The organism is Oricola indica, from assembly GCF_019966595.1.
Classification (GTDB): domain Bacteria; phylum Pseudomonadota; class Alphaproteobacteria; order Rhizobiales; family Rhizobiaceae; genus Oricola; species Oricola indica.
Map to the genome: position 1 here is coordinate 1 of NZ_JAINFJ010000019.1, position 17,274 is coordinate 17,274.

General features: G+C 59.4%; 17 protein-coding genes. All 17 read right to left on the bottom strand.

Translation table 11 applies throughout. From position 1 onward, the window contains the following. Positions 1-161: 161 nt before the first annotated feature. The 17 genes from LC343_RS23530 to trbH all read right to left on the bottom strand — a co-directional run bounded on the left by LC343_RS23530 (position 162) and on the right by trbH (position 17,272). Positions 162-1,706 (bottom strand): ABC transporter substrate-binding protein, encoded by a 1,545-nt coding sequence (locus LC343_RS23530; RefSeq protein WP_223479600.1) that lies wholly within the window; start codon positions 1,704-1,706, stop codon positions 162-164. Between the two features lie 23 nt (positions 1,707-1,729). Continuing rightward, positions 1,730-2,494, bottom strand: a complete 765-nt coding sequence (locus LC343_RS23535; protein ID WP_223479601.1) for an urease accessory protein UreF — start codon at positions 2,492-2,494, stop codon at positions 1,730-1,732. Further along, positions 2,457-2,981, bottom strand: coding sequence for an urease accessory protein UreE (locus LC343_RS23540; protein ID WP_223479602.1), 525 nt, complete (start codon positions 2,979-2,981; stop codon positions 2,457-2,459). The genes LC343_RS23535 and LC343_RS23540 overlap by 38 nt, the downstream gene beginning before the upstream one ends. A 10-nt stretch (positions 2,982-2,991) precedes the next feature. Then, positions 2,992-3,807: an urease accessory protein UreD gene (locus LC343_RS23545; protein WP_223479603.1), complete on the bottom strand. Its 816-nt coding sequence runs from the start codon at positions 3,805-3,807 to the stop codon at positions 2,992-2,994. Next, the gene (gene ureG / locus LC343_RS23550) at positions 3,807-4,415 is read right to left on the bottom strand and encodes an urease accessory protein UreG (RefSeq protein WP_223479604.1); all 609 of its coding nucleotides are present in this window, start codon (positions 4,413-4,415) and stop codon (positions 3,807-3,809) included. The genes LC343_RS23545 and ureG overlap by 1 nt, the downstream gene beginning before the upstream one ends. 16 nt (positions 4,416-4,431) lie before the next feature. Continuing rightward, complete coding sequence (gene ureC, locus LC343_RS23555) at positions 4,432-6,147, bottom strand: urease subunit alpha (protein ID WP_223479605.1); 1,716 nt, start codon at positions 6,145-6,147, stop codon at positions 4,432-4,434. 2 nt (positions 6,148-6,149) lie between these two features. Further along, on the bottom strand, positions 6,150-6,839 hold the full coding sequence (locus tag LC343_RS23560) for an urease subunit beta (protein ID WP_223479606.1): 690 nt from the start codon (positions 6,837-6,839) through the stop codon (positions 6,150-6,152). Positions 6,840-6,842: 3 nt separating this feature from the next. Continuing rightward, positions 6,843-7,550 (bottom strand): ABC transporter ATP-binding protein, encoded by a 708-nt coding sequence (locus LC343_RS23565; protein WP_223479607.1) that lies wholly within the window; start codon positions 7,548-7,550, stop codon positions 6,843-6,845. Beyond that, complete coding sequence (locus tag LC343_RS23570; protein ID WP_223479608.1) at positions 7,547-9,283, bottom strand: branched-chain amino acid ABC transporter ATP-binding protein/permease; 1,737 nt, start codon at positions 9,281-9,283, stop codon at positions 7,547-7,549. Before LC343_RS23570 ends, LC343_RS23565 begins: the two co-directional genes overlap by 4 nt. A gap of 49 nt (positions 9,284-9,332) precedes the next feature. Then, on the bottom strand, positions 9,333-10,169 hold the full coding sequence (locus LC343_RS23575) for a branched-chain amino acid ABC transporter permease (protein ID WP_223479609.1): 837 nt from the start codon (positions 10,167-10,169) through the stop codon (positions 9,333-9,335). A gap of 56 nt (positions 10,170-10,225) precedes the next feature. Further along, positions 10,226-11,380 (bottom strand): substrate-binding protein, encoded by a 1,155-nt coding sequence (locus tag LC343_RS23580; protein WP_428982663.1) that lies wholly within the window; start codon positions 11,378-11,380, stop codon positions 10,226-10,228. After that, on the bottom strand, positions 11,377-12,276 hold the full coding sequence (locus tag LC343_RS23585; RefSeq protein WP_223479610.1) for a nitrilase family protein: 900 nt from the start codon (positions 12,274-12,276) through the stop codon (positions 11,377-11,379). Before LC343_RS23585 ends, LC343_RS23580 begins: the two co-directional genes overlap by 4 nt. A gap of 208 nt (positions 12,277-12,484) precedes the next feature. After that, on the bottom strand, positions 12,485-13,072 hold the full coding sequence (locus tag LC343_RS23590) for an ANTAR domain-containing response regulator (protein WP_223479611.1): 588 nt from the start codon (positions 13,070-13,072) through the stop codon (positions 12,485-12,487). A gap of 1 nt (position 13,073) precedes the next feature. After that, the gene (locus LC343_RS23595; protein ID WP_223479612.1) at positions 13,074-14,231 is read right to left on the bottom strand and encodes a transporter substrate-binding domain-containing protein; all 1,158 of its coding nucleotides are present in this window, start codon (positions 14,229-14,231) and stop codon (positions 13,074-13,076) included. A gap of 501 nt (positions 14,232-14,732) precedes the next feature. Next, positions 14,733-15,437 carry an autoinducer binding domain-containing protein gene (locus LC343_RS23600; protein WP_223479613.1) on the bottom strand — a complete coding sequence of 235 codons (705 nt, stop codon included), beginning with the start codon at positions 15,435-15,437 and terminating at the stop codon, positions 14,733-14,735. Between the two features lie 81 nt (positions 15,438-15,518). Next, the gene (gene trbI, locus LC343_RS23605) at positions 15,519-16,808 is read right to left on the bottom strand and encodes an IncP-type conjugal transfer protein TrbI (RefSeq protein WP_223479614.1); all 1,290 of its coding nucleotides are present in this window, start codon (positions 16,806-16,808) and stop codon (positions 15,519-15,521) included. Next, entirely contained in the window at positions 16,805-17,272 is a 468-nt protein-coding gene (trbH, locus tag LC343_RS23610; protein WP_223479615.1) for a conjugal transfer protein TrbH, read from the bottom strand. The genes trbI and trbH overlap by 4 nt, the downstream gene beginning before the upstream one ends. Between the last annotated feature and the right edge of the window lie 2 nt (positions 17,273-17,274).

Consider the following 17,274-nt stretch of genomic DNA (forward strand, 5'->3'; position numbering starts at 1 on the left):
GCGTCAATGGGCGCATTGCTAAGCCGCAGAAATCGTTCCCAAAAATAGCCTTTAGTTCCATAAGCAATATTATGCGAATCCGATTTTCCATTCTAGGTCAACGCGTCAGATGAGCTGAGTTTCGGTTCGATGCGATTCGACTAATCGCGCTATCGCCGAGACTAAACTAGATGCACATTTCTGAAATCATGCCAGCATTGACTGACTGATACCAGCCCTTTAACCCTGCGCGAAAAGCCGACTACGCCGCGTCGAGTACCAAGCAAGGGCAAAATGGGTAGTTGCTCCATGACATATTGGTCTGTGTACCGATAAAGGCGAACGCGGTCAGCATCACTTATGGTGCTCGCAGCCTTGTCGAGCAATGCATCGAGATGGTAGTCACGCAAATAACCCGCGTTGAAGCCCTCCGGGGCCGCATTGCGGCTATGCAATATCTGGCCGAGCCAGAGATCGCTCGACATCGCCCAGCTCATCTCGCTGAAGCCGATGTCAGCTGCCATTCCCCTCCCCCATTCATTGCAATAATCGACCCAGTCTTCATGCAACGATATTTTCAGTCCGATGCCCACCGCCGCAAGATCTCGTTCAAGCTGAGCAAAAATGGCACCCGGATTGAGTTGCGCAGATCCGGCGCGAGCGCCAATGACACGCATCGTCAAGCCATCGCCAACGCCTGCATCTTCTAGCAAAGCGCGCGCGCGTTCCGGGTCATGGGGATAGCGCTCCTCGGCTTCTGGATCATGGGACGGTGAGCCGGGCGGCAATGTGCTGATCGCCGGCGTCGATGCGTCGGGAAACAGTTGAGAGAGAGCCTCCCGATCAATAGCGTGTCCGATCGCATGGCGGACCCTGATGTCGGCCATCTGCGGATGCCGCAGGTTAAAAACCAGATACCAGATATAAGGCGGTGAAAATTCGGGGATCGTGATCCCGGCAGATTGCAGATGCGACAAATCTGCGCCTTCAAGGCTGTAAGCCATATCCACTTCGCCCTCGGCCAGTGCCCGCACGCGATCGTCCAGATTGCGATAGGGCACAAAGCGGATGCCGGCCAGTCTTGGCCGGGACCCCCAATAGGCATCATTGCGGATCAATTCCACGCCCGGCCCGTCCGGCGTGTCGAAACGTCGATGAAAGCAAAAGGCGCCCGTCCCGGGTGCTGTTTCATCGGCGCATCCCTCGGCGCCAAACTGCTTCAAGGCAAGCGGACTGACCAGAGACTGGGCACCGGGCGCATCCTCCTGGGTCATGTAACGCAGGAAATCCGGTGCCGACTCATTGAGCAGAATTTCAACCGTCAGGGGATCGATGGCCTCGATCTTGGCGATCATGTTCGCCGCCGTTCGGTTCAGCCCGGCTGCCTCGGGTGAAAACACCCACGAACTCGGGTCACAAAACCTGGCATAATTGAGAGCCACAGCCTCGGCATCAAGCGGTGCGCCATCGTGAAAGCGGACACCCGGCCGCAAACGGAAGACGAAGCGGCGCGCGTCGCTCGAAACCTCACAGCTTTCGGCCAGACGGGGCACGATCCTGGTGGGCTGGCCGGCAAAGGCAGGCTCTGTCTCGAAATCGTCCTCCACCAGACTTTCATGGGTTTGCTGCACGACACGGCCGGTGTTCCAGCCGCCAAACGATCGCGGGGGATCGATGGTATCGACCTCCCAGTCAAGACCCACACGCAGCACTTGTTGTTCATCCATCCGCAACTGCCTTTTCATTTGGCTCAGGTGGCAAATAGCCGGCCATGGTCCTGCGCATGTCGCATCGCAGCGATCTCGATGGCAGCCACCGCGCTGCAGTCCATGTCCTCGAGGCTCGAAGACAGTGCGAGTTCGCTCGCCTTCAAGATGTCCGGAGCGAGGCCGGCCAGCATGGCCTGAGAGGCCGCGGCAGGCAGAACATCCAGACGCACTGCCGCCGAAAGAATCATGGTCGCAACGCCACGCACTTCCATCAGAACGGTTGACCGTCGGGAAATGCCGCAAGCGGCAGCCGTAGCTGCGGTGATCACCGCAAGATGGCCGGGCGTGCGTTCGGCTAGAACAGCCGCCGCGTAGGTGTTAAGCAGGGAATTGTCACAAAGACGCGGCACAAGGGCGGCGAGGCGGCGGCCGCATCTTCGCGAGGCCGTCTGTGCGGGGGCCGTCAACTTCAAACAGTCGAGGCGCTCGTCCACACTGATCAGCCGGGCTTCGGTCCCCGACCGTTGAGCATCATGGGCCAGCGCGGCGGCGGCCCCATCGCCGCGGGCACAACCCTGGATGAGCGCCGAGACCACGACCTCCCGCAACCTTTCCGCGTCGGGAACCCGGCCGTCGCGCAACATACGTTCCAGTCCCAGCGCGTGCGCATGACGTCCGATCGGCAGCGCGGAATCCGCCAACTGCAGCATGGTCAGCATGGCCCCGCCATCCGCCAGCAAGTCACGCGAGGCAAACCCGTTCATCGCCTCAGCTTTCGTGCAGATACCGCCCGCCGACATGCGCATGATGATGCGCCCGGCCCAGACCTGCCCCGAGGGGCGGTGCCCTTGTGGCGAAGGGATCATCCACAAATCGGATGCGTGACGGATCTATTCCGTACGCCAGTAGCGGACGGGCTGCCAACTGCGGTGTTTCGGTGACTTGCACGACGATTTCTCCATCCCGCAATTCCACGGCAGCGTGGCGATTGCCCAGCGCGTGGCCGATGCAGAACACCTCGCTGGCATCGATTCCCGAAAGGCTGACGATCATCACCGGTTCGGGTTTGCGCACCACCGTCAATATGCGGGCGCCGTCATCGTGCAGCACCAGGCCATCCGCCAGCCAGCTCGGGGACTTAAGGTCGATGCCGATATCCGTTCCCAGTTCGCTTCTGGCACGAAGGCGACGACGCCCGGCATCGGCTGCCGCGATCCAGATCTGGTCCTTCGGCCGGTCGGAGAAGACAGTATCGCTGACATGACCAAGAATATCGCTGACAATGATCATCATGAACCTCCTTTCATTTTCGCAGCACGGGAGCCGGGCGATCGCGCATCTGTCGCCTTGCGATGTCCCAAGCGGCATGGCCGGCAAGCCGCAAAGCGGTGGCGTCATCGGCAAGAAATCGGGCCACGACACCGTGACCCGAAGCCAGTGGAGCCGCACCGCCAAAAATGCCCTCGATGGCCTCGAACCCAGCGGCAATCTTCTGGCCCAACGTAGCGTGATCCGGGCAATCACCCAAAACGAACACTGTGCCCACATAGCCTTCATCACCTAAGGCACCCGCAGACCACGGATCGGCTTCGGACGGGCAGAAGTGTGCGGCATCGACGAGGATAGGACGACCGTCTATCGACACCTCAAGGCGTAAAGAGACGAGTGCGTAGTCATGACGCTCGCCCCGCGCCACCCGTCCTGGTGCCATCAAATCCATTATGATCGCCCCGGCATCGCCCTTCATTTCGAGGCGCGTGATCTGCTGGTGGTGCGCGCGCCCGTGAGGAATGATCATGTCCGGAATGACTTCGATAAAGGCTTCGGAACCGACAGATATGCAGGTCTCCTGAACAGATGGCGCCGTGCCGTTCAACCGTGTCGCGGTCGGCGTGGAAAGGCACAGCTCGGCCCCCTCATCGAGCGCGATCTCAAGCCGTAATTTGTCACCGCCGAAAATCGACCCCGCTGCGTTTTGAACGTAGATCAATGCCGTGTTTTCGCCGGCCATCGGCAACACTGCCGTGGTCGTCAACGGATAACTTTGCCGCCGGGCGGAAAGACGGGTCCGCTGCCGACCGTCACGCTTCAAGCGCAGCGATAAATACCCTTCGTTCATCAGGCGGCTCGTCCAAACAGCGTGCCCCGCGCGATCTCGTCGAACACGCCGCGCACCCCGTCATTGTCTCGCAAATTGGTAAACAGTGAGGGCCGGTCCGGGCGGGCTCGCGCGACATCTGCGCGTATGCGATCGAGGTCGGCATCGACATGGCAGGCCAGGTCGATCTTGTTGACGATCAAAAGATCAGCACGCAGCACGCCAAGGCCACGCTTGCGCGGAATGTCGTCCCCCGCTGCCACGTCGATGACGAAAGCCCACCAATCCACCAGTTCGCTGGAAAAGGTCGCGGCGAGATTGTCGCCGCCGCTTTCGATCATGATGAGATCGGGTGCAAAACGGGCTTCGAGATATTCCACCGCCTCGATATTGACCGAGGGGTCTTCGCGGATCGCGGTATGGGGACACGCCCCGCTTTCAACGCCCAGCACGCGCTCGGGGTCGATCAATCCGGAGCGGCGTACCCGTTCGGAATCCTCCAGCGTGACCAGATCATTGGTGATCACAGCCACCGATACGCCCTCGCCTTGGAAGATCGGCAACAGGCGTTCAACAAGGCGCGTCTTTCCGCATCCCACGGGACCGCCAATTCCTATACGCACCGCCATTTCGCGCCCTCCGTTTTCATTTCAACATATAGCCCTGGCCGAGCGCGACACGAATTGCCGCCCTGCTCTGTGCCAGCACGCCGTCGATCCTCACCTCAAAGCTTTCGGGGTCGACTTCGATATCAGGTACCGCGTTGTTGAGGCACATATCAAGCTTGCTCAGGGCACGGGTATCGCTGACTCGGGCCAATCGGGCGCGCAGATCAAGCCGGGCGGCAATCCCGTTTTCGATGGCCCCCGGGGCCACAAACCGCAGCCCAAGGCTTTGTGGCGCGCGGCCGAAACTGCCCCACATCGGGCGATAGCGCACGGGTTCGCAAGCCATCAATGACGCATTTGCCTCACCCAAAGGTGCCCAGACCGGGAACCCCGCCTTCATGACCAGTTCGGGTTTGACCCCGAAGCTGTCTGGACGCCAGAAGACCAGATCAGCCAATTTGCCGCTCTCCACTGAACCGACCTCTTGATCGATGCCGAACATCCTGGCGGGATTGATCGTAAATTTGGCGATGTATCGCCGGATACGGTAATTATCGGCCCCGGAGCCTTTGTCCTCCTCCAGGGTGCCGCGCAAATCGCGCATCTGATCGGCCAGTTGCCACGTTCGGGCGATCGTCTCGCCAATGCGGCCCATCCCCTGGCTGTCCGAGCCGATCGCACTGATCGCGCCGATATCATGAAGGATATCCTCTGCACCTATGGTTTCACGCCGGATTCGGCTTTCCGCGAACGCGACGTCTTCAGGCAGGCGCGGATTAAGGTGATGACTGGTCATCGCCATGTCGAAGTGTTCGTCGAACGTGTTGATCGTGAAAGGGTTCGTTGGATTGGTGGACGAGGGAAGAACATTTTCACGCCCGCAGATTCGGATAATGTCCGGGGCATGGCCGCCGCCCGCACCTTCCACGTGATAAGCGTGGATGCCCCGGTCCCCGATGGTCCGCATGGTGTGTTCGATAAAGCCGGACTCGTTCAGGGTATCGCTGTGCAGTTGAATTTGTCCCCCGCCGATCTCGGCTGCTTTCAGCGCGGCATCGATCACCGCAGGGCTTGCGCCCCAATCCTCGTGAATTTTCAGTCCGGCAGCGCCCGAGGCAAGCTGCTCGAGCAGCGGTTCGACACGGTGCGACGCCGCCTTTCCGATAAAACCGAAATTCATCGGAAAGGCCTCGGCCGCCTGCAGCATCAGACCCAGATTGGTGGTCCCGGTCGAGGCGATCGGCACGGTGGTTGGCCCCAGCCCCCCACCCATCATGGTGGTCATGCCCGAACAAAACGCCTCTTCCACCTGCCCCGGATCGATGAAATGTACATGGCAGTCGATCCCCCCCGCAGTTACGATCAGCCCCTCTGCAGCGCGGACATCGGTGTTCACACCCACTGTCAGACCGGGCGTAACGCCACCCATGATGTTAGGATCGCCGGCCTTGCCGATCCCCGCGATGCGGCCGTTCGAAATGCCGATATCGGCTTTGAATATGCCGGCGACGGTATCGATGATCAGTGCGTTGGTGATGACAAGGTCGAGAATGCCCTGGGATGAAGTCTGCGCCCCATCGCAGCCCGTGCCCCCACGCAGGGTTTTGCCGGCGCCAAACACCAATTCGTCGCCGCCGGCGCACAGGTCCCGTTCCACTCTCGCCCACAACCCCGTGTCACCGAGCCGAACACGATCGCCCGTCGTCGGACCATAAAGCTCGATATAACGATTGCGGTCGATACTGCATGCCATGGTCACGCCTTCATGAATTCTGCGAGGCGCTGCATAGCGGCCTCGCGCGTGTCGACATCGTCCAGCGGACCGTCCACCAGTCCGGCCAATCCGTGCACGATCCGGGCGCCGCCAAATGCCACCAGGTCGACATCGCGGGTGTCGCCGGGCTCGAAGCGCAGGGTTGTCGCCGATGGAATGTCGAGCCGAAATCCATAGGCGCTCTGCCGGTCGAACTTGAGCGCCGGATTGACTTCGAAAAAATGATAGTGAGACCCGACCTGGATCGGCCTGTCCGCAACGCTGCTGACGCGCAGGCGCAGCACCGGCCGCCCCTGATTGACCAGAACCGGCGCCTCCCCGGTTTGCCAGCGCGCGGGCGCCTCTGTGGCGGCCTGCGGCCGGTCACCCGGTCCGATGGGATCGTGCACACAGACAAGCTTCTGACCATCCGGAAACAACGCTTCCACCATCACGACCTGGAGCCTTTCGGCAACGCCGTGCATAACATCGTCCTCCGTCAGCCTCGAGGCACCCAATTCCACCATCTGCGCAACCGTTCCGCCTTGCCGGGCGCCCTCGCAGATGGCATCGGCGATCAAGGCACGCGCTTCGGGTTCGCTCAAAGGCAAGCCCTTTTGTTGGCGCGACCGCGCAAGCGTAGCGGCTTGATGCAGGATCAACCGGTCGATCTCACGTGGAAAAAGACGCATCGTCTAGACCGCCAGATGGGCGGCAAGGCGATCGCCTTCGCCAAGTTCCTGCGGTGTACCGCGCTCGACAATCTCGCCCAGTTTCATCATGGCGACCTGATCGGCCACAGATAGGGCAAAGCTCAAATGCTGCTCGACCAGCAAAACCGCGATACCGAGTTCATCCCGGGCACGGATCAGCGCCTCAGCCATGCGGTTGACCATTGTCGGCTGCAGGCCTTCACTGATTTCATCGACCAGCACGATCTTCGGTTGGGCGATCAGGACGCGCGACATCAAAAGCATTTTCTGCTCGCCACCCGATAAGGTTCCCGCACTTTGGCGCAGCCTTTCGATCATGCGTGGAAAAACCGCCTCGATTTCGGGAAGTCGCTGCCGGAACAGCCGGTCGGAAATCACGCCCAGCCGCAGATTGTCTTCCACTGTCAGGTCGGGAAACAGCGTATGCTCCTGAGGCGCATGGGCAACGCCGGCGCGCACCATCCGGTTGGGTCCGACATTGGTCATATCCTCTTCGCCAAACATGATACGGCCGCTCATCGGGCGCACGAAACCCATTATGGTCTTGAGCAGCGTAGACTTGCCCATCCCGTTCTTGCCCAGAACAGCGACAATGCGCGCCCGGTCGACTTCAAGCGAGATGTCATGCAGCACGGCTGCGGAACCGTAACCGCTGGTCAGGTCGTTTAGACAAAGCAAGGGAGAACTCATTCAGCGGCCTCCACCTGATGCCCGGCATAAACCGATTTGACCAGTTCCGACGAGACGACCTCGTCAACGGACCCTTCCATGAGGATCTCGCCCTGGTGCAGCACCACGACCCGGTCGCTGATCTCTCTGACGAAATCCAGATCGTGTTCGATCAGCACGATGCATAAGGCATATTCACGCGTCAGGCGGCTGAGAACCTTGCCGATGACCGCACGCTCGGCATGGGTGAGACCGGCCGTGGGCTCATCGAGCAGAAGGACCGATGGTTCGGACGCCAGAACCATCGCAAGTTCCAGCCCGCGCTTCATGCCATGAGAGAGGTTTTTGGTCTGCTCCGTCAGTCTTTGATCGAGTCCCGTGGCGCTGAGGATATCAAGCGCCGGCTGAGAGAGCGCCAGGTTCGTCTTGTTTCGAAACAATTGCGCCCCATCGAGGCGATACCGCGCAAGCATAAGGCACTCCGCGATCGTGAGACTGTCAAACAGGCTGGTGTTTTGAAAGCTGCGGCCGACACCGTGTTCCACGACCTTGTGCGGCGAAGCGCGGCCGATATCGTTTCCGTTGATCTTGACCATGCCGTCGCTGCGCTCATTGCCATCGCTGATGCAGCGCATCAATGTCGTCTTGCCCGCACCATTGGGCCCGATGATTCCCAGAAGTTGGCTCGCACGCGCGGTCATCGTGACATCGGTCAGCACATGCAGGCTGCCATAACGGCGCGACAATTGCTCGATCAGCAGAGGCGGCGTGTCGATGCTTGCCCTCTGTCCCAGACGGCTGTCGGAATCGAGCGCCAACGTGCGCTCAAGCACAAATGGCCTGGATTTGGGCCGGACATAACGCCAGAGGCCGGTACACAGTGGCGCAAACCCGCGGGGCAACAACACGATCACCGTGACAAAGACGACGCCGATCAACAATTGCCACAAGAAGGGCAGCGTGCCCGAAAGCCAAGAGGATGTGGTTTCGATGCCAATCGCGGCGACGACGGGCCCAAACAGGGTTCCGCGTCCGCCCAGCGCCGTCCAGATCAAGAATTCCGTGCCAAGCTGAAACCCTGCCAGTTCCGGCGCCACCACGTTTGAAAAAGCTGCATAGCCGAAACCTGCGGCCGCTGTGACGATGGCCGCAGCAATCATAAGAGCGGTTTTGATGCGCGAGACAGGGATCCCCAGATATGCGCAGCGCAACTCGTTTTCGCGGATCGCGATCATGACGCGTCCAAAATCGCTCCGCACCAAAAGCCATCCCCCCGCCGTGGTCAGCACAAGGAAGACACCGGCGATCCAGAGCCAGACTTCCAGGCTCCAATAATAGGTCGGGAAGCCTGAGAGGCCGCTGGAGGAACCCGTGAAAGTGCCCGCCGAAAAGATCACCTGGGTGAGAATGATGGGCAGCGCCAGGGTCATGATCGAGGCATAAAGCGGCGAGGAACCGTGGAAGAAGGCCAACCAGCCTGTCGCGCCTGCAACAAGGGCTGCGGCGATCAATCCGATGGCGAGCGCGCCCAGCGCCCAGCCGGGGCCGAATCCATAATGTGTGAAGACCAGCCCACAGGCATAAGCGCCGATGCCAAAAAATGCCGACTGTCCGAACGTCAGAATCCCGACCCAGCCCCAAATGATGTCGACTGTCATCACCACCGCCGCCAGAAACAGCGTTCTAATCAGGATGCTGGTCAGGTAAATATCGAGAAAAAACGGCGCGATCGCTACGACGGCCAGTCCGATCAAAGACCCGATGAACGCGCGGCGAAAGCGGGAAGTGGCCCAGGTTCTGTCGTCACCCACGGCTGAAACCTTTCGGATTGATGCGCAAAACCAGTGCAGCGATGACCACGATGGTCATCCCGCCCAAAATGGGATTGGCATAGGTACTGACGACGACTTGCGCGCCGCCAAGAATGAGGGAAGCCACAAACAGGCTCGGAAAGGAGACCCCCGATATCAACACCAGCATGAAGCTGTTCACCAACCAGGGCAGGCCCATATTTGGATCGACCGATAATAGCGGCGTGATCAGGGCGCCCGCGGCGCAAGCCAGTGCGGCGCCGATGCCGAACGTCCATGCGCGCACGCGCGTACTGTCGATGCCAAGGCCACGCGCCAGGGTTTCATCCATGATGACTGCGCGCGCATTCAGGCCGAAACGCGTCAATTTCAACAATGCGCTCATCGCAATCACCAGCAAGACGGCGACAATTGCGACCACAAGTCGATATGCGGAATAATCCACGCCAAGCAATTCGGTCGTGCCGGCCAGAGGCGTGGGAACAAACTGTACGCCGCGCCCGAACCCCAGCGTGATCAACTGACCGATCACGATGCCCAATCCCCATGTGGCCAGAATCGCATCCAGCGGACGGTCATAAAGCGGCCGTACGATCAACCGCTCGACCACCAATCCGCCAACGAATCCGAAAATCGCGGCTGCCGGAATCGACAGCCAGGGCGAATAGCCCGCGGCACTGACCGAATAGGCGGTGTAGCCGCCGACCGTCAAAAATGCGCCATGGGCGAAATTGATGAGCTTCATCACCCCAAGGATGATCAGCAACCCGGACGAAACCACAAACAGGATTCCGGCCGTGGTTAAAATATCGAGGGCGAGAACGGCCATTTTGCACTTTCAGTTGAAAAGGCGAGGCGCGGAACAGGCTCCGCGCCTCGCACGGGTCACTCTGCGAATTGCGGGCACTGCTCACCCGGATCGACATTTTCAAAAGAGTTGATCACCGAGACCGAACCATCGCCCTGGATTTGACCCAGATACATCGTCAGCGGCGCATGGCGTTGCTTGTCCATGGTGATCGAGCCACGCGGTCCCTCGACCGTGACCTCGCTCAAGGCTTCGACCACCGGTTCGGCATCCGTCGTACCGGCTTGCTCCACCGCCATGGCATAGGCGAGAATCGCTTCATATTGGGGCACGGAAAGTTCGTTCGGAGTTTCGGTGTCATCCCCGAATTTGGCTCTCAGTGCTTCACGAAACTCCGCATTGGCCTTTGAATCGATGCCGGTGATGTAGGAAGCGGCGATGTAGATGCCCTCGGCGTCCGAACCCATGCTCGCAGCCGTACCTTCATCGACGGCATAATTGCCATAGGGAATGTTGACACCCGAGGTCCGCAACTGCTTGGTCAGGGTCACGTTCGGCGCCCCGCCCGCCGTTGAGGTGATGAGGGCATCGGGGTTGGCGGAACGCAGTTGCGAGATGATCGCTGTCCAGTCCGAGCCATCCATGGGCAGATATTCTTCACCCACGACCTCGCCGCCATTGGCTTCCACATATTCGCGTGTGAACTCCAGCATCCCACGCCCGAAAGCATAATCGCTGCCAATCAGGAAAAATGATTTGGCACCCAATTCGTTCATGAACTGGTCGACGATGGGTGCGACCTGCTGTTCGGGCACCCAGGCATTGATGTGCATCCATGGTGAACAGGATTTGCCCTCGTAAAACGAGGTGTAGATGTAAGGGATCTGGCCCCGGTTGACGATCGGCAGTCCCGCATTGCGGGCAGCACTGGTCTCCATTGCGACAATTGCATCGACCCTATGCTGGAACACGAGGCTGTCATAAGCTCTTTGCGCCCCCTGAGCGCCCGACTCGTCATCGGCGATGATCAGTTCCAGTTCACGGCCCAGAACGCCGCCATGCGCGTTGATTTGCTCGACGGCCAGTTCAGAAGCCTGCACAACCGAGGGGGCGACGACGCTGTTGGCACCGCTCAGCCCGACTGGAATGCCGATTTTGATGGTTTCCTGCGCCTGTGCCGACATGCTCAGAAGGCCCAGGCCAAGTCCAAAAACAAGATGGGGAATTTTCATTTTTTCTCTCCTTTGAAGGGTGATGCGTTGAAAGTTGGAGTTTCCGTGCCGAAAGGGCCCGAATAGACGTCGGTGCGCCTGTCATGGATCGGATGATTGGTGCCATTCCAGGTCTGGGCGCGGCGGGCGGCGGACAGGTCGAGCCGCGCCGATACGATTTCCTCCTCGGTGCCGCTTGCGGGCCCCGAGACGGGCCAGCCGGTATGGCTGACGATCAGGCTGTGGCCGATGAAGGACTGGTTGCGTTCGACGCCCACGCGGTCGGCGCAGGCGATCGCCATCACATTGCTGTGCGCGGCGGCCATATGCAGCACGTTGGCCATGGGCTGCTGGTCCGTGCTCTGCCCCGGAATCGGCACCCAGTTGGTGGGCACGCACATAAGGTCGGCGCCCGCGAGCGCTGCAAGCCGGAAAGTTTCGGGAAACCAGCCATCATAACAGATCGCCACGCCGATCCGGCCATGGGGCGTGTCGAAAACCGGCACGCCGAGATTGCCCGGTTCGAACCACAGCTTTTCATCCGCCCAGAGATGCAGCTTGCGATAAACGCCGAGCACGCCTTCAGGCCCGATCACGACCGCGGTGTTATAGAGGTGCTCGCCGTCGCGCTCGGTGATCCCGGATATGAGGAACAGTTTTCTGCGTGTCGCGATCTCGCCCCAGAACCGGGTGCTCTGGCCCTCGGGAACCGGCTCAGCCAAGGCCAATGCCTCCTCACGGTTTTCGAACACATACCCGGTGTTGGCCAGTTCCGGCAAAACCACGATTTCAGCACCGCTATCCGCCGCCTGTTCGATCAAGGCGCCGGAGCGGGCGAGATTGTCGGCCACCGCCCCAAAGCGGGGCTCGAACTGGATGCAGGCAATATCCACAGCCTCGATTGGAATTTCAGTCATAACTTCGTTTTCAGCGTCCAAAACGCAAAAAGCCTCCGTCCATCGCCCCGTGGTCGGGTGCGGTATGGAACAGAGGCTTGCCAGCCAGTTGTCTAGTGAAAGCGGCCTGCCGGGCGCTTGTCAGAACCGTAGCGGCTTGTATTTGCCGCTGTCAACCAGAATGGTGAAAAATATATCGATCTAGAACTTTGCCTGAAATTTAGGCAGTCTATGCCCTCTTCGACAAATCCTTCAGTATATCCTGCGCGCCGATGATGCTCGCAGCCACATCTGCCATGGGGATGCGCTGCCGCGTGGCTTGAGAGCGGATGCTTTCAAATGCGTCGGATTCGGGCACATCCTGCAACGCAGCAAGAATACGGGCGGCTTTCGAAATGTCGCGTTGCGCCTTGATCGTGATTTCGAGTTTGCGAACCTTGGCTTCAAGCCGCTGATGGTAGCCATGAAGCCAGCAAGCTAGGCTCAGCGTCGACAGAATGCCCGCCGGCCGAAGCGGCTTGACCAGGACCCCGTGAACGCCGGCGTCGAGCAGCGCCTTGACGGTGACGGGGTCTTCATATTCCAGCATGGCGATGAGAACGGGAGCATTTTCCTCGACCGACCAACTCTTGACGGGTTGAAATCGATGGTCGAGGTCCATGATCACCATCTCCATTCCCTGCGGCGGCGCATCGGGCATGGGCCATATGGGTGAAACCTGACAGCCGATGCGACGAAGCTGATTGACCAGCAGATCTCGCTCCCGATCAGCGGCATGAATCACCGAAACTTTCAGGCCGCGCAGCATCGACGTCATGTCAATACCCTCCCATCATGGTCGCGCTGTCCGCATTCCGTCGCGGTGCGATCGGTGAATTGGCGAGGTAGGGGTCGGGCTGAATCAGTTCGGTTGCCGACCACAGAACATCGAACGCGCCCTTGGCGTTCGCTCGGCCGATCCTTGGCGTCAGCCAAGTATGATTATTGTCGGGATCGATCATCACGCGTCCCTCCGGTGCGTCGAAGGTCATACCATGTACGGCCTGAAGCAGGTCATCGGCCTGGGCGGACTGGGTCAGCTCAAGTGCGGCGCCAAATATAAGCGTCTGCGCATAGGAGGCTGCAGCCCAACCGCTGGCAGGAACATCATCGCCAAAGCTTGTTCGAAAACTCGCGAGAAAAGCCTCGTTTTCATCGATGCCCAACGAGCTGAAATAGGAGGCGGCCGTGATGATGCCTTCGGCGCGATCCGGCCCGATGCGCCAAAGCTCGGATTCGGTGAGCGATATGCTGCCGATGGGCCGCCGTCCATCGAGGTCGAGGCCGGAATCTTGATACATGCGTGCGAACTCCTGCCCTGCCTCACCCACCAGCGTGGAGAAAACGAAATCGGGCTCGAGCCTGCGGATATCAAACATGATTCGTTGCAGATCACTGCGGGACGCGACGACCGGGACATAGCTCTCCCCCACAATCTGCCCGCCGCGTACATCGATCAGATCCCGCATCACCCGATTGGTTTCGCGCGGGAAAACATAATCACATCCGGCCAGGTAGCCTCGCCCGCCATGTTCCGCCACCAGGTAATCGGCGAGCGGAAAGATCAGTTGGTTAGCTACCGGCCCGGCATAAAGGATGTTGGGAGAATATTCGAACCCCTCATAGCTTGCGGGATACCATAGCAGCCCATTGCGGCGCTCCACCGAGCGCGAGACGATCTTGCGCGTATCCGACGTGTGGCAGCCGAAAATGATCGAGACATTCTCGGCCGTCATCAAGCTCTCCGCATGCTCTCTGAACGCACCCAGATCGCCAGCGGGATTGTGCTCCACCACCTCGACCTGCCGGCCCATGATCCCGCCATCACGGTTGAGCTTGGCCACCGCCAATTGCACGCCGCGTGCGTGTTCGCTTTCGGGTAAACCGGTCGACCCGCTGAGAGAAAAAAGGGCGCCGATCCGCCAAGGTTTATGCATTTGTCATTTCGATTTCTTCCTCATAGCCGCACTTCGCGCATAAAAAGTATGATCAAGCCCCCCGCTATCGCAAGTAAAATTGTCCAGCATATAGCCAACCTATTAAAATGCCTAATTAGTAGGCATTTTATTGCTGCCGCCTGTCAGTCCCTACTAAACTGTCGGTCATCGACAGAGCGTTCCCCAAAACGCTCGTAAAAAGCTTCCAGCAAGGATGATAAAATGGTTGAAAAAGAGGATGTTCGAGTAGGTGCTTGAAAATTACGATTTTGCGACAGGATGGACCTGAATGGGCGGCACACGGTCTAGGAACTCGCGACAAATTAATGCGCCGCGGAATAGTCGTTCGTTAAGCAAGTTATGTTCACATCGCACCCGAAGGCGCGATCATCGAAAACATCTTTATGTATAAGGTTCTTCGTACCTGTATTCTATGAAAGGTTGATCAGGATGCAGAGTATTCAATGCGTTCTGTAGCGTGCATGATGACACTCCCCACCTTCAGATTAAGCCTAACCTGATCGCGATTGAAGCAGCCTGCCGACTGTTGGCGGCGCCGAGCTTGCGGGTCGCCTCGTCGAGGTAAGAGCGTACCGAGCGGTAGCCAATTCCAAGTGTCTCTGCGATGTCCGGCATGGACATGCCGTCTGCGAACCATCGCAAGCATTCGGCCTCTCGCGGCGATAAATGGATGTCCGTTGCCAGGGCGGCATCCTGTGTCGCTGCGCCGAGGCGGGAATGTACGGAGGCGACGGCGATCGCAGCGGTTACAGGGTCCGGGTCTTCGCTGACGTGTACTTCAGCTTTGTCGGAAGCAAGAGTGAATACCATGCGGTACTTGAAGCCAAACGGGACAGATACCGACAGCCCTGAACGAATGCCAAAACTCTCTGCATCCTTGTAGAACCGGCTCACATCACGCCGACCCACGCGTTTCGCATCCATAGACGACCACAAGAAGATCGGAGGGCCATGCTTGGCCGTGGTAACAACAGGGTCAACCCGCAGATAATTGCGCTGCACATAAAGATCTTGCCATTCTTTCGGATAGTTTGAGACCGCAAAGCTCTCCTGTCCGCGCAAATTTAAGTAAGCGAAATAGTCGAAACCGGCATCCTCAGTGAAATTCCGCAATGCCCGACGCGCCGCGCGCTCTTCAAGCGGAAGCGAAAGCGTATCGATCAAGTGCAAAAAAAGCTCATTCAATATAACTAAATTCCGATAGTGTGAGGCGCAGTAGACCACAACCTCCATAGGGCCTAGGAACGAGGACCTCCGACCTCAGATTCATTGATATGCTCTGGGAAAAACGATGTCCTGATCAACAAGGACGTTGAAGCGATAGCCTGGCCGAATTTCGAGGGTCGGCTGGACGTTGAGATTTTTGGATACAGTTTGCTCAGAAATCTGGCCAAATGTCTCTGCGAATGACCTCCGCGCCGCATCGGTCGAGCTGTTGCCATTCAGCGAATTGCCCTGATCCTCCGGCAGCAGCATTTCCGTCCCGGCACCAATCAAAGCCACCAGGATCGCAGACCCGAATGTCTGCAAATAATGATTGTCGACTTTGTCCCGGAAGCCGCCATAGCCGGCGGCATCCGTGCCGGCCATGCCGCCGATCTGAAGGGTTGATCCGTTCGGGAAGATGATGTCGGTCCAGATGACCAGCACCCTGTTCTGCCCAAACGACACCTCCGAATCGTAGCGGCCGAAGAGTTTTGCGCCCTGCGGGATCAAAAGCCGGTGGCCTGTCGCACTGTCATAGACGTTCTGCGAAACCTGCGCCGTGATGCGGCCGGGAAGATCGGAGTTGATGCCGGTAACAAGCGTGGCCGGAATGACCGATCCGCGTTTGAGCTCGAACGGGGACATCTGCGGCACCACCGAATTCGGCAAGTAGCCGAGATCGGCGATGTCCTGATTGAAGAACTCGCGTTTCGCCGTCTGGCCGTTCGGATCGGCGTTCTGCTGACCAATCCCCGCCTGCAGCGCGGCACTGTAGAGATCGAGAGCACTCGTCCCGCGATTGATCGTGGCACCTGGCTGCGGTGTTGCCGCCAGCGTCGTGTCGCTGCCGGTCTCAAGTCCCTTCAGGTTGATGGCGATCGGCGAATTCGCGGCTGCCTCGTCCGCCTGAAGGCTCGCCATTTGCTGCCGGTTGTACTCACGAAGCATCTGCTCATCGAATTCACGCTGCAGCCTCGCCCGCCAGACTTCTTCGGATTCAAGCGCCGGCGCCGGCGGGACTACGGCTTCCTCTTCATCCGGCTCGAACGGATTGCGGGCCGGTTCAGGTTCGGCAGCTGGAACGGGCTGCAACTGCACGGCCGGCTGCGGTTCACCGATGATCCCGTCAGGAACACCCTGTTTGAGCCGTTCCGCATCATTGGAGGCCGGCTGCGCCGATGAGGGCTCGATCTGACCGTCGCCGAAGCGCAGACCCCGCGATGACAGGCCATAGAAGATCACGGCGAAGAAGATGACCACGAGCGCGATCGCCAGGATGATGGGGACACGGTTCAACCGCCTGATCTTCGGCCCCTGCGATGTCCCACCAAGTTTGAGCGATTCCGTCATGTCGTCTCACCCGGTCCGCGCTGCATCACCGAAAGTGGGCTGGCCGGTGTCGCACCCTCGGCAGTGACCGTATACATGCGCGTCAGTTCGGCCTTCCGGGTCGAGAGCCGCACCAGAACGCCGCCTTCGTACGGATCGGCGACATAGGCGAGCGGTTCCGTGATCGCTCCGCCAGTCTCCTGATCGGTAACGACGGCATAGCCCCAGCCTCGAAGCGACGCCTCGAGCGCGGCGCCAAAGACGGAGCCGTCCGAACGAAGCGCGATCGTCGTGCGGCCCGGCCCGATTTGTTCGGCGAGCTTGGCCACCATATCCTCGCTTATGGCGCCGGCGCTGTCCGGCGTCAGTTCGGCCGTGGCGCTGCTGCTCACAAGAGCTGCGCCGCCCATGGTCTGACATCCCGCCAGCATAGCGAGACAGGTGACGACGACGAACGTCCGGAGGATGGAAACGAGTGAGGTCATCC

Excerpts from the sequence above, each read along its gene's own strand:
- trbH (WP_223479615.1), bottom strand. The coding sequence starts at position 17,272 with ATGACCTCACTCGTTTCCATCCTCCGGACGTTCGTCGTCGTCACCTGT.
- LC343_RS23565 (WP_223479607.1), bottom strand. The coding sequence starts at position 7,550 with ATGAGTTCTCCCTTGCTTTGTCTAAACGACCTGACCAGCGGTTACGGT.
- LC343_RS23590 (WP_223479611.1), bottom strand. The coding sequence starts at position 13,072 with ATGACGTCGATGCTGCGCGGCCTGAAAGTTTCGGTGATTCATGCCGCT.
- LC343_RS23575 (WP_223479609.1), bottom strand. The coding sequence starts at position 10,169 with ATGGCCGTTCTCGCCCTCGATATTTTAACCACGGCCGGAATCCTGTTT.
- ureC (WP_223479605.1), bottom strand. The coding sequence starts at position 6,147 with ATGGCATGCAGTATCGACCGCAATCGTTATATCGAGCTTTATGGTCCG.
- LC343_RS23595 (WP_223479612.1), bottom strand. The coding sequence starts at position 14,231 with ATGCATAAACCTTGGCGGATCGGCGCCCTTTTTTCTCTCAGCGGGTCG.
- LC343_RS23530 (WP_223479600.1), bottom strand. The coding sequence starts at position 1,706 with ATGGATGAACAACAAGTGCTGCGTGTGGGTCTTGACTGGGAGGTCGAT.
- LC343_RS23545 (WP_223479603.1), bottom strand. The coding sequence starts at position 3,807 with ATGAACGAAGGGTATTTATCGCTGCGCTTGAAGCGTGACGGTCGGCAG.
- LC343_RS23560 (WP_223479606.1), bottom strand. The coding sequence starts at position 6,839 with ATGCGTCTTTTTCCACGTGAGATCGACCGGTTGATCCTGCATCAAGCC.
- LC343_RS23540 (WP_223479602.1), bottom strand. The coding sequence starts at position 2,981 with ATGATGATCATTGTCAGCGATATTCTTGGTCATGTCAGCGATACTGTC.
- LC343_RS23585 (WP_223479610.1), bottom strand. The coding sequence starts at position 12,276 with ATGACTGAAATTCCAATCGAGGCTGTGGATATTGCCTGCATCCAGTTC.
- LC343_RS23535 (WP_223479601.1), bottom strand. The coding sequence starts at position 2,494 with ATGCGCATGTCGGCGGGCGGTATCTGCACGAAAGCTGAGGCGATGAAC.
- trbI (WP_223479614.1), bottom strand. The coding sequence starts at position 16,808 with ATGACGGAATCGCTCAAACTTGGTGGGACATCGCAGGGGCCGAAGATC.
- LC343_RS23580 (WP_428982663.1), bottom strand. The coding sequence starts at position 11,380 with ATGAAAATTCCCCATCTTGTTTTTGGACTTGGCCTGGGCCTTCTGAGC.
- ureG (WP_223479604.1), bottom strand. The coding sequence starts at position 4,415 with ATGGCGGTGCGTATAGGAATTGGCGGTCCCGTGGGATGCGGAAAGACG.